This is a genomic window from Kitasatospora sp. NPDC087861 (assembly GCF_044742585.1).
Taxonomy (GTDB): domain Bacteria; phylum Actinomycetota; class Actinomycetes; order Streptomycetales; family Streptomycetaceae; genus Kitasatospora.
In genome coordinates, this window is the sequence record NZ_JBIUUS010000030.1 from 1 (window position 1) to 14454 (window position 14454).

Annotated in this window: 4 protein-coding genes; all 4 read left to right on the plus strand. The window is 73.7% G+C overall.

Annotated features, from left to right (window positions below; all coding sequences use genetic code 11):
* The first annotated feature begins 21 nt into the window (after nt 1-21).
* The 4 genes from ACIOJE_RS31630 to ACIOJE_RS31645 are packed head-to-tail and all read left to right on the plus strand — an operon-like array spanning nt 22 to nt 14424.
* Nucleotides 22-11802, plus strand: coding sequence for an amino acid adenylation domain-containing protein (locus tag ACIOJE_RS31630; RefSeq protein ID WP_400780927.1), 11781 nt, complete (start codon nt 22-24; stop codon nt 11800-11802).
* A 34-nt stretch (nt 11803-11836) separates the two neighbouring features.
* Nucleotides 11837-12097, plus strand: coding sequence for an acyl carrier protein (locus ACIOJE_RS31635; protein WP_280677849.1), 261 nt, complete (start codon nt 11837-11839; stop codon nt 12095-12097).
* Nucleotides 12098-12124: 27 nt separating this feature from the next.
* Nucleotides 12125-13366 (plus strand): beta-ketoacyl-[acyl-carrier-protein] synthase family protein, encoded by a 1242-nt coding sequence (locus ACIOJE_RS31640; RefSeq protein ID WP_280677851.1) that lies wholly within the window; start codon nt 12125-12127, stop codon nt 13364-13366.
* On the plus strand, nt 13363-14424 hold the full coding sequence (locus ACIOJE_RS31645) for a beta-ketoacyl synthase N-terminal-like domain-containing protein (protein WP_400780930.1): 1062 nt from the start codon (nt 13363-13365) through the stop codon (nt 14422-14424). The genes ACIOJE_RS31640 and ACIOJE_RS31645 overlap by 4 nt, the downstream gene beginning before the upstream one ends.
* Nucleotides 14425-14454 lie beyond the last annotated feature (30 nt).

Below are 14454 nucleotides of genomic sequence, written 5' to 3' on the forward strand. Positions count from 1 at the left end.
CACGGGCGTGAGGAGGCGGTGGTGCCGGGGGCGGATCTGTCGCGGACGGTGGGCTGGTTCACGAGCATGTTCCCGGTGCGGCTCGATCTCGGTGGTGCCGACGTCGAGCAGGCACTTGGCGGTGGTGCTGCGGCGGGCCGGGTGGTCAAGGCTGTCAAGGAGCGGTTGTTGGCGGTGCCGGACAAGGGTGTCGGGTACGGGTTGCTGCGGTATCTGAACCCGGAGACGGGTGGGGTCCTCGCGGCGGCCGGATCGACTGGGCAGATCGGGTTCAACTACCTGGGCCGGTTCTCGACGGCCGACATGCCCGAGGAACTGCGCGGCCTCGGCTGGACCCCCGCCGCCGACGCGTCCGGGCTCGCCGCGCCGCTCGACGCCGACATGCCCGCCATGTCCGTCCTGGAGGTCAACGCCCTGGTCACCGACGGCCCGGACGGTGCCCCTCGGCTGGGCGCGACCTTCGGGTTCCCGGCCGGACTCCTCGACCACGAGGAGGTGGCGGAGCTGGCCGAGCTGTGGTGCCGGGCGCTGACCGGGATCGCCGAGCACGTCTCCGGTCCGGAGGCTGGCGGCCTGACGCCATCCGACCTGCCGCTGGTCGCCGTCGGCCAAGGCGAGATCGAGCAGTGGGAGCGCGACTACCCGGGCCTCGCGGATGCCTGGCCGCTGACCCCGCTGCAGTCCGGCCTGCTCTTCCACGCCCGGATGGCCGATGCGGCCTTCGACGCCTACCAGGTGCAGCTGACCCTGCACCTGGCCGGCCAGGTCGACGCCGAGCGCCTGCGGGCGGCCGGTCAGGGGCTGTTGGAGCGGCACGCCAACCTGCGGACCGCCTTCGTGGACGCCGCCGACGGCACCCCCGTCCAGCTCGTGGTGGACGGCGCCCGCCTGCCCTGGCGCGAGGTCGACCTGCGCGAGCGGGGCGAGCAGGAGCGCGCGGAGGCGCTGCGGCAGCTGCTGGCCGAGGACCTGGCCACGACCTTCGACGCGGCCGTGCCCCCGCTGCTGCGGATGACGCTGGTCCGGACCGGTGAGGACCGCGCGGAGCTGGTCTTCACCCACCACCACATCCTGCTGGACGGCTGGTCGCTGCCGGTGCTGATGCAGGACCTGCTGCGGCTCTACGCCGCCGGGGGCGACGTCGCCGCACTGCCGCCGGCCGGCCGGTTCCGGGACTTCCTGGTCTGGCAGTCCGCCCGCGACCGCGCCGAGTCCGCCCGCGCCTGGGCGGCCGAACTGGACGGCATCGAGGAGCCCACCCTGCTGGCACCCGAGGCGGTCGGTCGGGCGAGGCAGGAGGCGTCGGCCGTCGGCAAGCTCGACGTGCGGCTGTCGCCGGACGACGCGCGGGCGGTGGTGCGGCGCGCCGCCGAGCTGGGCATCACGGTCAACACGCTCGTCCAGGGCGTATGGGCGGTGCTGCTGTCCCGCCTCACCGGGCGCGAGGACGTCGTGTTCGGCGCCACGGTCTCCGGGCGGCCCGCCGACCTCACCGAGGTGGACACGATGGCCGGGATGTTCATCAACACCCTCCCGGTGCGGGCCCGTTGCGCACCGGACGGATCGCTCGCCGACCTGCTGACCGGACTCCAGCAGCGGCAGGCGGCCCTGCTCGACCACCATCACCACCCGCTGGCCGACATCCAGCACGAGACCGGCCTGAGCACGCTCTTCGACACCCTGGTCGTCTTCGAGTCCTACCCCGTCGACCAGGCGGGCATCGCGGAGGCCACCTCCGCGTCCGGCCTCACGGTGACCGGGCTGACCCCGGCCACCGGCACCCACTACCCGCTGACCGTCATCGCCGCCGCCGACCCGGACCTGCGGCTGATCCTGGAGTACCAGCGACACCTGTTCGACGGCGCGGCGATCGAGGCCGTGGCCGACCGCTTCCTGCGGGTCCTGCGGCAGCTCCTCGCCGACCCGGGCATCCAGGTCGGCCGGATCGAGGTGCTCTCGCCCGAGGAGGAGCAGCGGGTCCTGGTCGAGTGGAACGCCACGGCGGCCCCGCTGCCGGACGGCACGCTCGTGGACCTGGTGGAGGCGCAGGCCGACCGCACCCCGGACACCCCGGCGGTGACTGATGGTCAGAACCTGCTCACGTATGTCGAGTTGGACCGAAGGGCCAACCGGATCGCGCACTGGCTGGTCGAGCGGGGCGTCGGTCCCGAGACCCTGGTAGGCGTCGCCCTGCCCCGGTCCACGGACGCCGTCGTGGCCCTGCTGGCCATCCTCAAGGCCGGCGGCGCCTACCTGCCGATCGACCCCGACTACCCGGCCGAGCGCATCGAGTACATCGAGCGGGACGCCCGCCCGACGCTCACCCTGACCGAACTGCCCGACGCCTCGGCCCACCCGGACACCCGGCCCGAGGTGGCGCTCGCGCCCGGCCATCCGGCCTACGTGATCTACACCTCGGGCTCGACCGGCCGCCCCAAGGGCGTGGTCGTCGCTCACCGCGGTGCGGTGAACCTGGTGGCCTGGGCGGTGGACCGGTTCGGCGTCGCCGCACTGAGCCGGGTGACTGCCGCCACCTCGCTGAACTTCGACGTCTCGGTCTTCGAACTGCTCGCGCCGCTCGCCTGCGGCGGCACCGTGCGGATCGTCGCCGACCTGCTGGCCCTGGCCGACGACCCGGCCGCGATCGCGCCGGGCGGACTGCTCAGCGGTGTCCCGTCCGCCATGGCGGCGATCGCCCGCGACCCCCGCGTCCTGGGAGCGGTCGGGCATGTCGTGCTGGCCGGCGAGGGCCTGGCCGCGCACACCCTCGCCCAGCTGCGTCGCGCCGCTCCCGAGGCGGTGCTCTCCAACATCTACGGCCCCACCGAGGCCACGGTCTACGCGACCGCCTGGACCGCCGACGACCAGGGCCCGGCCGGGGATGCCGCGCCCATCGGCCGCCCGGTGGCCAACACGCGGGTGTACGTGCTCGACACCCGGCTGCGCCCGGTCCCGGCCGGCACGCTCGGCGAGCTGTACCTCGCGGGCACCGGACTGGCCCGCGGCTACCTGAACCGCCCGGACCTCACCGCGGACCGGTTCGTGGCCTGCCCGTTCGGCGCCGGCGAGCGGATGTACCGCACCGGCGACCTGGTCAGCTGGAACGCCGACGGCGACCTGGTGTTCGCCGGACGTGTCGACGACCAGGTCAAGGTGCGCGGGTTCCGGATCGAGCTCGGCGAGGTCGAGTCCGCGCTGGCCTCCTGCCCGGGCGTGGAGCAGAGCGCCGTGGTGGTGCGCCCGGACGCCGAGGGCGGCCGCCGGCTGGTCGGGTACACCACCGGCGCGGCCGAGCCGGAGGCGGTCCGCGCGCACGTGGCCGGGTTGCTGCCCGAGTACATGGTGCCGGCGGCGCTGGTCCGCCTGGACGCCCTGCCGCTGAACCCGAACGGCAAGCTCGACCGCCGGGCGCTGCCCGAGCCGGAGTTCGCAGCCGGTTCGCAGCGGGCGCCGCGCACCCCGCAGGAGGAGGTGCTGTGCGGGCTGTTCGCGGAGGTGCTCGGCCTGGAGCGGGTCGGCATCGACGACGGTTTCTTCGAGTTGGGCGGGCACTCGCTGCTCGCCACCCGGCTGGTCAGCCGGATCCGCGCGGTCCTCGGCGTCGAACTGCCCATCCGCACCCTCTTCGAGGCGTCCACGGTCGCCACCCTGGCGGCCGGGCTGGACGAGGCGCGGCGCACCCGCACCCGGCTGGTGCGCGCCGCCGAGCGTCCGGAGCACCTGCCGCTGTCCTTCGCGCAGCGTCGGATGTGGTTCATCCACCGGCTGGAGGGCCCGTCCGCGACCTACAACATCGCCTCGGCGCTCCGGTTGTCCGGCGCGCTGGACCCGGACGCCCTCGCCGACGCTCTGCAGGACGTGGTGGGGCGGCACGAGGTACTGCGTACCCTGCTGGCCGAGGACGCGGACGGCACGCCGTACCAGCGGATCCTGCCGGTGGACCAGGCGGTCCTGGACATCCCGGTGGTGGAGGTCGCGGCCGAGGAGGTCCAGGCGGCGATCGCCGGGGCGGCCGACCACCGCTTCGACCTGTTCGCCGAACTCCCGCTGCGGGCCCGGGTGCTGCGCTGCGGCGAGGACGAGCACGTACTGGTCCTGGTGCTGCACCACATCGCCGGGGACGGCGAGTCGGTCGCCCCGCTGGCCCGTGACCTGGCCGCCGCGTACACGGCGCGCCGGGCGGGCCGGGCGCCCGGGTGGGAGGAGCTGGCGGTCCAGTACGCCGACTACACGCTGTGGCAGCGCGAGCTGCTCGGCGACGAGGAGGACCCGGACAGCCTGCTCGCCGGCCAGTCCGCCTACTGGCACGCGGAACTGGACGGCGTGCCGCAGCCGCTTCGGCTGCCCACCGACCGACCCCGGGCGGCCGTGGCCGGTCACCGCGGAGGCAGCATCGAGTTCACCTTCGAGGCCGAACTGCTCGTCGGCCTGGAGCAGTTGGCCCGGGAGCGGGGCGCCACGGTGTCGATGGTGCTCCAGGCCGGACTGGCGGTGCTGCTGCGCCGGCTCGGTGCCGGGGACGACATCGCGATCGGCTCCCCGATCGCGGGCCGGACCGACGAGGCGCTCGCCGACCTCGTGGGCTTCTTCGTCAACACCTGGGTGCTGCGCCTGGACCTGTCCGGCGACCCCTCCTTCGAGGACCTGCTGGCGCTCGCCCGGGACAAGGCGCTGGCGGCGTACGACAACCAGGACGTGCCCTTCGAGCGGCTGGTGGAACTGCTCAACCCCGAGCGCTCCGCCGCCTACCACCCGCTGTTCCAGGTCCTGTTCGCCTGGCAGAACCTCACCCGGGGCGAGTTCGAGCTGCCGGGGCTGCGGATGACGCCCGAGCCGGTCTCCACCGACACCGCCAAGTTCGACCTGTTCTTCAACCTGGCCGAGGCCCCCGACGGGGACGGCGCGATCGGTGTGGTCGAGTACGCGGCCGACCTGTTCGACCGGTCCACCGTCGAGGCGATCACCGAGCGCTTCGTCCGGGTGCTGCGGCAGGTCGTCGCCGACCCGCGCACCGCGGTGGGCGACGTGGACGTGGTCTCCGCCGCCGAGCGGATGCTGCTGGACACCCGCAACGAGACCGTGCTCGACGTGCCCGCGACCCCCGTCCCCGGGCTAATCGCCCGCCGGGCTGCCGAGACCCCTGGCGCCCCGGCCGTGCTGTGCGGGGACGTCGTCCTGACGTACGCGGAACTGGACGCCCGGGCCAACCGGGTGGCGCACTGGCTGGTCGAGCGGGGCGTCCGCCCGGAGGCGCCGGTGGCGGTGCTGATGAACCGGTCCGCCGACCTGGTGGTGGCCCTGCTCGCCGTGCTGAAGGCCGGCGGGGTGTACGTCCCGCTCGACCCCGACTACCCGGCCGCCCGCATCCAGTACGTCCTCGACGACGCGGAACCCGTCCTGGTGCTGCGGGACGAGGACCTGGCCGGCGACTTCGCCCGGTACCCGGACGCCGACCCGGCGGTCGCCCTCGCTCCGGCCCACCCGGCGTACGTCATCTACACCTCCGGCTCCACCGGACGGCCGAAGGGCGTGGTGATCCCGCATGCGGCCCTGGGCAACTTCCTCGCCGCCATGCGTGAGCGGTTCCCGTTGACCGCCGAGGACCGGTTGCTCGCCGTCACCACGGTCTCCTTCGACATCGCCGGTCTGGAGCTCTACCTGCCGCTGGTCTCGGGCGCCGCGGTGCTGCTCGCGGACAAGGAGACCGTCTCCCGGCCCTCCGCCGTCACGGAGCTGATCCGCCGGCACGGCGTCACCGCCGTCCAGGCCACCCCGTCGCTGTGGCAGACGCTGGTCGCCGAGGACCCCGAGGGGGTCCGCCGGGTCCGGGTACTGGTCGGAGGTGAGGCGCTGCCGGCGGACCTCGCCGACTCGCTGTGCGCCCTGGCCCCCGAGGTCACCAACCTGTACGGGCCGACCGAGACGACCATCTGGTCCACCGCGGCCCGGCTCACCGAGGGCGGCGGCACCCCGATCGGCGCGCCCATCGCCAACACCCGGGTGTACGTGCTCGACGACCGCCTTCGGCCGGTGCCGCCCGGCGTGCCGGGCGAGCTGTACCTGGCCGGCGACGGCCTCGCACGCGGCTACCGGGGCCGGTCCGCGCTGACCGCCGAGCGGTTCACCGCCTCCCCGTACGGCCCGGCCGGCAGTCGGATGTACCGCACCGGGGACCTGGCCCGCTGGAACGGCCAGGGGCAGCTGGAGTACCTCGGGCGGGTCGACTTCCAGGTCAAGGTGCGCGGGTTCCGGATCGAGCTCGGCGAGATCGAGTCCGCACTGGCCGGCCACCCCGACGTCGCCCGCGCCGTGGTCGTGGCCCGCGAGAAGCAGCCCGGCGACCAGCGGCTGGTCGCGTACGTCGTGCCCGCCCGGGACCGCTCCGGCTCCGGCGCCCGTGACCAGGTCCGCGAGTGGCAGGAGGTCTACGACCAGGCGTACGCCGACGCGGCCGAGGCCGCCTGGGGCGAGGACTTCGGGGTGTGGCAGTCCGCCTACACCGGCGAACCGATCCCGCTGGAGCAGATGCGGCCCTGGCGGGACACCGCGGTACAGCACATCCTGTCCTTCGCCCCGCGCCGGGTGCTCGAACTGGGTGTGGGCTCCGGTCTGCTGCTCGCCCACCTCGTCGAGGCCGTGGACGAGTACTGGGCGACCGACTTCTCGGAGTCGGTCGTCGAGCGGTTGCGCGGCCAGGTCGGCGAGGCCGGCTGCGGCGACCGGGTACGGCTGCTCTGCCGGCCCGCCGACGACACCGACGGGCTGCCGCTCGGCTACTTCGACACGGTCGTGGTCAACTCGGTGGCCCAGTACTTCCCCGACGCGGCCTACCTGGACCGGGTCCTGGCGCAGGCCATGGAGCTGCTCGCCCCCGGCGGTCGGATCGTGGTCGGCGACGTCCGCCACGCGGGCTCGCTACCCCTGCTGCACGCCGCCGTGCAGCGGCTCCAGCAGCCGGGCGCGGAGCCGGAGGGCCTGCGCGCCGCCGTCGAGCAGGCCGTCCGCGCGGAGCGCGAACTGGTCGTCGACCCCGAGTGGTTCGCCCGCTGGGCCGAGGAGCACGCGGCCGGCGCGGTCGACATCCGGCTCAAGCCCGGTCGGGTGCACAACGAGCTGACCCGCCACCGCTACGAGGTCGTCCTGCACAAGGCGCCGGTCCAGGCCCTGGACGGCGCCGGGCTGCCCGTCCTCGTCTGGGGCCGGGACGTCGACGGCCTCGACGACGTGGAGCGGCGCGGCCGTGCGCTCGACCCGGCCGCCCTCCGGGTCACCGGCATCCCCAACGCCCGCCTGACCGGGGAGGCCGCCACCGCCCGCGCCCTGGAGGTGGCGCCGCAACCGCAGGCCCCGGACGCCGGCGCCCCGCTCGACCCGCAGGACCTGTGGGACTGGGCCGCCGGGCTCGGCTGGGAGGCGGTGCCGACCTGGTCGCCCGAGGCGGTGGACCGGATGGACGTGCTGGTGCTGCCCGCGCCGCCCACTGCCGGCCGCCTCCTCGCCGGCACCTACACCCCGTCCCGGCGGGCCGACCGGACGCTGGTCAACGACCCGGCGGCCGGCCGCGGCGCCGGCGCCCTGGTGGCCTCCCTGCGCGGCTACGTCCGAGAACGGCTGCCGGAGTTCATGGTCCCCTCGGCCGTGGTGGCGCTCGACGCGCTGCCGCTCACCCCGAACGGCAAGGTGGACCGCCGGGCGCTGCCCGAGCCGGAGTTCGCTGCCGGCTCCTACCGGGCGCCGCGCACCCCGCAGGAGGAGGTGCTGTGCGGGCTGTTCGCGGAGGTGCTCGGCCTGGAGCGGGTCGGCATCGACGACGGCTTCTTCGAGTTGGGCGGCCACTCGTTGCTCGCCACCCGGCTGGTCAGCCGGATCCGCGCGGTCCTCGGCGTCGAACTGCCCATCCGCGCACTGTTCGACGCGCCCAGCGTCGCAGCGCTCACCGAGGCCGTCGGCTCCGGCTCCCGGGCCCGCACCCGGCTGCGCCGGGCCGAGCAGCGCCCGGAGTACCTGCCGCTGTCCTTCGCGCAGCGCCGGATGTGGTTCCTGCACCGGTTGGAGGGCCCCTCGGCGACCTACAACCTGGTGTCGGTGCTGCGGCTGTCCGGCGCACTGGAAACCGACGCGCTGGCGGGGGCCGTGCGCGACGTGGTGGGGCGGCACGAGGTGCTGCGCACGCTGATCGCCGAGGACCCGGACGGGGTGCCGTACCAGCGGATCCTGCCACTCGACGAGGCCGCCCCGGAGATCCCGGTGGCGGAGGTCGCCGCCGCCGAGGTGCCGGCTGAACTCACCGCCGCGGCCGGGCACCCCTTCGACCTGTTCGCCGAACTCCCGCTGCGGGTCCGTCTGCTGCGGACCGGGGAGGACGAACACCTGCTGGTCCTGGTGCTGCACCACATCGCCGGGGACGGCGAGTCGGTCGCGCCGCTGGCCCGCGACCTGGCCGCCGCGTACACCGCGCGCCGGGCGGGCCGGGCGCCCGGGTGGGAGGAGCTGGCGGTCCAGTACGCCGACTACACGCTGTGGCAGCGCGAGCTGCTCGGCGACGAGCACATCCCGACCCCGCTGCTGGAGGCACAGCAGCGCTACTGGACCGAAGAACTCGCGGACATACCGCAGCCGTTGAACCTGCCGACCGACCGGCCGCGACCCGCCCGGGCCGGCTACCGGGGTGACACCGTCGAGTTCGGCTTCGAACCGGAGCTGCTGGCCGCGCTGGAGCGGATCGCCCGGGACCGGGGCGCCACCGTGTCGATGGTGCTGCAGTCGGCGCTGGCCGTGCTGCTGTCCCGGCTCGGCGCCGGCCACGACCTGACCATCGGCTCGCCGATCGCCGGCCGCACCGACGAGGCCCTCGTCGACCTGGTGGGCTTCTTCGTCAACACCTGGGCGCTGCGCCTGGACCTGTCCGGCGACCCCACCTTCGAGCAGGTGCTGGCCGGTACCCGCCGCAAGGCGCTGGCGGCGTACGACAACCAGGACGTGCCCTTCGAGCGGCTGGTGGAACTGCTCAACCCCGAGCGCTCCACCGCGTACCACCCGCTGTTCCAGGTGATGTTCGCCTGGCAGAACTTCGCCGCCGCCGACCTCGAACTCCCCGGCCTGCGGGTGTCCCCGCACGCCGCCTGGACCGACACCGCGAAGTTCGACCTGTTCTTCAACGTGATGGAGGTGTCCGGAGCCGACGGCAGGGGGGTGCGCGGCGGCATCGAGTACGCCACCGACCTCTTCGACCGTGCCACGGTCGCGGCGCTGGCCGACCGGTTCGTCCGGGTGTTGCAGCAGGTCGCCGCCGAGCCGCGGTTGCGTCTGGGGCAGGTCGAGGTGCTGTCGGTGCAGGAGCGGCGGCGGGTCCTGGTGGACTGGAACGACACCGCGACGGGTGTGCCGGAGGGGGCGGTCGCGGAGTTGTTCCGCCGTCAGGCGGATGTGACGCCGGACGCGGTGGCCGTGGTGGGTGAGGAAGGGGTGCTGACGTACGCGGAGTTGGATGCGTGGTCGAACCGGGTGGCGCACTGGCTGATCGGGCGGGGTGTGTCGGCGGAGGTGCCGGTGGCGGTGCTGATGGAGCGTTCGGTCGAGTTGGTGGTGGCGTTGCTGGCGGTCGCCAAGTCCGGCGGGGTGTACGTGCCGTTGAATGCCGCGTGGCCGGGGGAGCGGCTGGAGTGGATCCGCCGGCAGGCGGGTGCGGTGGTGCTGCTGAGCGACGGTGATCTGGTCGGGGCCGAGGGGTGTCCGGAGAGTGATCCGCAGGTCTCGGTGCACCCGGACCAGTTGGCGTACGTGATGTACACCTCCGGTTCCACCGGGGAGCCGAAGGGCGTCGCGGTTCGGCAGAAGGACGTCGTGGCGCTGGCGTCGGACCGGGCCTGGCAGGGCGGTGCGCACGAGCGGGTGCTTTTGCACTCGCCGCACTCCTTCGACGCGGCCACCTACGAGCTGTGGGTTCCGCTGCTCGGTGGCGGCACTGTCGTGGTCGCGCCGCCCGGGGAGCTTGATCTGGCCACTTTGGCCGGGTTGTTCTGCGATGCGCGGATCACCGGAGCCTGGCTGACCGCGGGTCTGTTCCACCTGCTCGCCGAGCATCGTCCGGATTGCTTCGCCGGGGTGCGTGAGGTCTGGGCCGGTGGGGACGCGGTCGCCGCGGAGGCCGTTCGGCGGGTCCTTGCCGCCTGCCCGGGCACGGTGGTCGTGGACGGGTACGGGCCGACGGAGACGACGACCTTCGCCACCCGCCATGCCATGCGAACGCGTGAGGAGGTGCCCGTTGCCGTTCCGATCGGTACGCCGTTGGACAACATGCGGGCCTACGTCCTCGACGAGCGGCTCAGCCCGGTCCCGGTCGGCGTGACCGGCGAGCTCTACCTCGCCGGAGCCGGACTGGCCCGCGGCTACCTGAACCGGCCCGGCCTGACCGCCGAACGCTTCCTCGCCGACCCGTTCGCCGGCGACGGCACCCGGCTCTACCGCACCGGCGACCTCGCCCGGTGGACCGGCGACGGCTTGCTGGAGTACGCCGGCCGCGCCGACGCCCAGGTCAAGGTACGCGGCTTCCGGATCGAGCCCGGCGAGGTCGAGTCCGTCCTCGCCGCCCACCCCGGAGTAGGACAGGCCCTGGTGCTGGTGCGGGAGGACACCGCCGGCGACAAGCGGCTGGTGGCCTACCTGGTCGGCGACGTCGACCCGGCGGAGCTGCGTGAGCACAGCGTCGAGCGGCTGCCCGGCTACCTGGTCCCGTCGGCCTTCGTGGTCCTGGACGCGCTGCCGCTGACCGCCAACGGCAAGCCGGACCGGGCCGCACTGCCGGCCCCGGAACTGCCCGCCGCCACCTTCCGGGCGCCGCGCGACGCCCGGGAGGAGATCCTGTGTGCCCTGTTCGCCGAGGCCCTCGGCCTGGACCGGGTCGGCATCGACGACGGGTTCTTCGCCCTCGGCGGCCACTCCCTGCGGGCCATCGGACTGGCCAACCGGGTTCGTGAGCTGCTCGGCGTCGAGGTGCCGCTGCGGACCCTGTTCGAGGCGCCCACGGTCGCGGAACTCGCGGTCCGGCTGGCCGGTGACACCGGCACCAGTCAGTCCGCCGATCCCTTCGCCGTGGTCCTGCCGCTGCGCACCGGCGGTGAGGAGAAGCCGCTGTGGTGGATCCACCCGGGCGGGGGCCTGTCCTGGTGCTACCTCGGCTACGCCGGCCGGGTGGCGGACAGCCGGCCGGTGTACGGCATCCAGGCACGTGGGCTGGACGGCACCTCGCCGCTGCCCGCATCGATCGAGGAGATGGTCGACGACTACCTGACGGAGCTGCTGGCGGTGCAGCCCGAGGGGCCGTACCACCTGCTCGGCCTGTCGTTCGGCGGCACCCTCGCCCACGCCATGGCCGCCGAACTGCGCCACCGCGGCCACGAGGTGGCGCTGCTCGCCCTGCTCGACTGCGCGCCCAGCGACTTCTTCGCGGAGACCGCCGGGACCGCCGACGCGGACGAGGACCAGATCCGGGCCATGTTCCGGCTCTACGTCGGACACCTGGCCGGAACGGAGGAGTACGACTCGCTCTTCGAGACCATGACCAGGATCCAGATCGAACACATGGCCCTGATGGGGAAGTTCGACGCGCCCGTCTACGACGGCGACGTGGTCTTCTTCCGCGCGGCCCACAACTCCTGGGCGTCCTACGCGCCCCAGTGGAAGCCCTACGTCATGGGCGGGATCCGGGAGTTCGACATCGACTGCACACACCACGGAATGCACCTGCCCGAACCCGCGGCGCAGATCTGCGCAGTCGTCAACCAGTTGCTCGACGGACAGTGACCGGCCGGTCGGCCGGACACAGGAGGGAAACACCATGACCAGCACAGCGATCGACACGGACCTGCGCGACAAGATCCGCGACATCGTGGCGGACGTCCTGGAGGTCGAGGTCGAGGAGGTCTCCTGGACCGCCCACTTCCAGGACGACCTCGACTCCGACTCGATGCGGGCGATCGAGCTGCTCGCCCAGCTGGAGCGGCACTTCGACGTCTCCATCAAGCAGCAGGAGCTGCTGCGGATGCAGGACCTCGCCAGCACCTACGAGGTGGTGCTGGAAGCGCGGGGCGGCAAGTAACGGACGGCACGAACGGAGGAACCCGATATGGCAGGACAGACATCCGCGCGGCGACGCGTGGTGGTGACCGGTCTGGGGGTCATCAGCAGCATCGGCCTGGGCGCGAAGGAGTTCGCCCGGGCGCTGCGGGAGGGCCGCTCCGGGGCACGAACCATCACCAGCTTCGACACCAGCGGTTTCGAACACACCACGGCTTGCGAGGTCACGGACTTCCATCCCGAGGAGCTGCTCCACCGCCTCGTGCCGGCCGACACCGGCCGGGCGAGCCAGCTCGCGGCGGTCGCCGCCCGGCTGGCCGTCGAGGACGCGGGCCTGGCGGCGGAGGAGGTGCGCCGCCGCCGCTCGCTGATCGCGGTGGGCACCCTGAGCGGCGGGGCCGACGAGATCGGCATGTCGGTCCGCGAGCAGCTCGCGGCCGGAACGGGGGCGGTCGACCGAGGCCGGGCCCGCCGGGCTCGGTCCGGGCGGCTGTCCGCCGACATCGCCCAGGAACTGGGCCTGCTCAGCACCGAGGCGGTGACCGTGCCCACGGCCTGCGCGGCGGGCAACTACGCGATCGGCTACGGCTTCGACGCAGTGGCCGCAGGCGAGGTCGAGCTGGCGCTGTGCGGCGGCGCGGACGCGTTGGTGCGCAACATCTTCGTCGGCTTCTACCGGCTGGGCACCATCGCCCCCGACGTCTGCCGGCCCTTCGACAAGGGCCGGCAGGGCATCCTCACCGGCGAGGGAAGTGCCGTCCTCGTCCTGGAGAGCCTGGACTCGGCGCTCGCCCGGGGCGCCCGGGTCTACGCCGAGGTCCTCGGCCATGGACTGGTCTGCGAGGCGCACCACCCGGTGGCCCCCGACCGCGACAGCATGGCCGCCTGCATGAGCCGGGCGCACGCCAATGCGGGCATCACCGCCGACCAGGTGGACCTGATATCCGCGCACGGCACCGGCACCCTGGCCAACGACGCCACCGAGGCCTCGGCCATCCACCAGGTGTTCGGCGACAGCCCGCCGCCGGTGACGGCGCTGAAGTCGATGCTCGGCCACTGCATGGGCGCGTCCAGCGCGCTCAGTGCCGCCGCCTGCGCGATCGCCCTGGACGAGGGATTCATCCCGCCCACCATCAACCACATCGAGACCGACCCGGAGATCGAGATCGACTGCGTGCCCAACACGGCCCGCGCGGCCGACCTGCGCATCGTGCAGAACAACGCGCTCGCCTTCGGCGGCAACGACGCCGTCCTCCTGATGGGCCGAATCGACCGGGAGGTTCGTCCGTGAACAGTGTCATCACCGCGTGGGAAGCGCACTCCCCGCTCGGCCGGACGGCCGAGGGGCACCGGCAGGCCGTGCTCGACGGTCCCGCCGCCCCCGAGGCCGGATCCCGCCTGGTGCCCGGCTTCGACATCAAGGAGGCCCTCGGCCGCAAGGGCATCCGGTCCATGGACCGAGCCACCGCACTCGCCGTGGTGACCACCGGCCAGCTACTGGAGCGGACCGGGCTGGGCAAGGACGACCGTCGCTGCGCCGACGACGAGCTGGGTCTCGTCCTGGGCACCACCGAGGGGAGCCTGCAGAGCCTGACCGAGTTCGACCACGACTCCTACACCCGGGAGAAGCCCTTCGACGTGCCGCCCAGCCTCTTCCCGGTCGTGCTGATGAACTACCACGCCGGACAGTGCGCGATCTGGCACCGGATCAAGGGCCCCAACTCCACCATCTGCGGTAGCCACCTCACCTCGCTGCTCGCCCTCAGCTACGCCTGCCGGCTGCAGAGCAACGGGCACGCCAGGGCGGTGCTGGTCGGTGCGGTGGAGGAGTGCTCGGACGCCCGGGACTCCTACGAGCAGGCGCGCAACGAGGACGATCCGCAGCGGCCCTCCGGCGAGGGGTGCGTGATGTTCCTGCTGGAGCCGGCCGGACCCGTCGGCAAGGACGGGCCCGGCGGGTCCGGCGGCCCGCACGGCGAGGGGGCGGCGGTGGTCGCCGTCGAGTTCGGGTTCTTCCCGGAGCCGGATCTGGTGCGCCCCGCCGTGCGGGACTGTCTGACCCGGGCCCTCGACCGGGCCGGGGTCGAGCCCGGGAAGGTCGCCGTGGTCGCGCCGTCCCCCGCCCTCGGGCCGCGCGGCGAGGCCGAACTCGCGGCGATCGCCGAGGTCTTCGGCGACGTACCGCTCGCCACCGCCAGCCTCGACGCCCTCGGGGACACCCGGGCTGCGGCGGCCGGCTTCCAGCTGGCGGAGCTGCTGTCCCGGCCCGGCGAGCCGGGCCGGCTGGTGGTGGCCACCGCGACCGACGCGGAGGGCCGGGTCGGCTGCGCGCTGCTGCGCATCGGCTGACTTCACCGCGGGTGGGACCGGCGCGCCGTG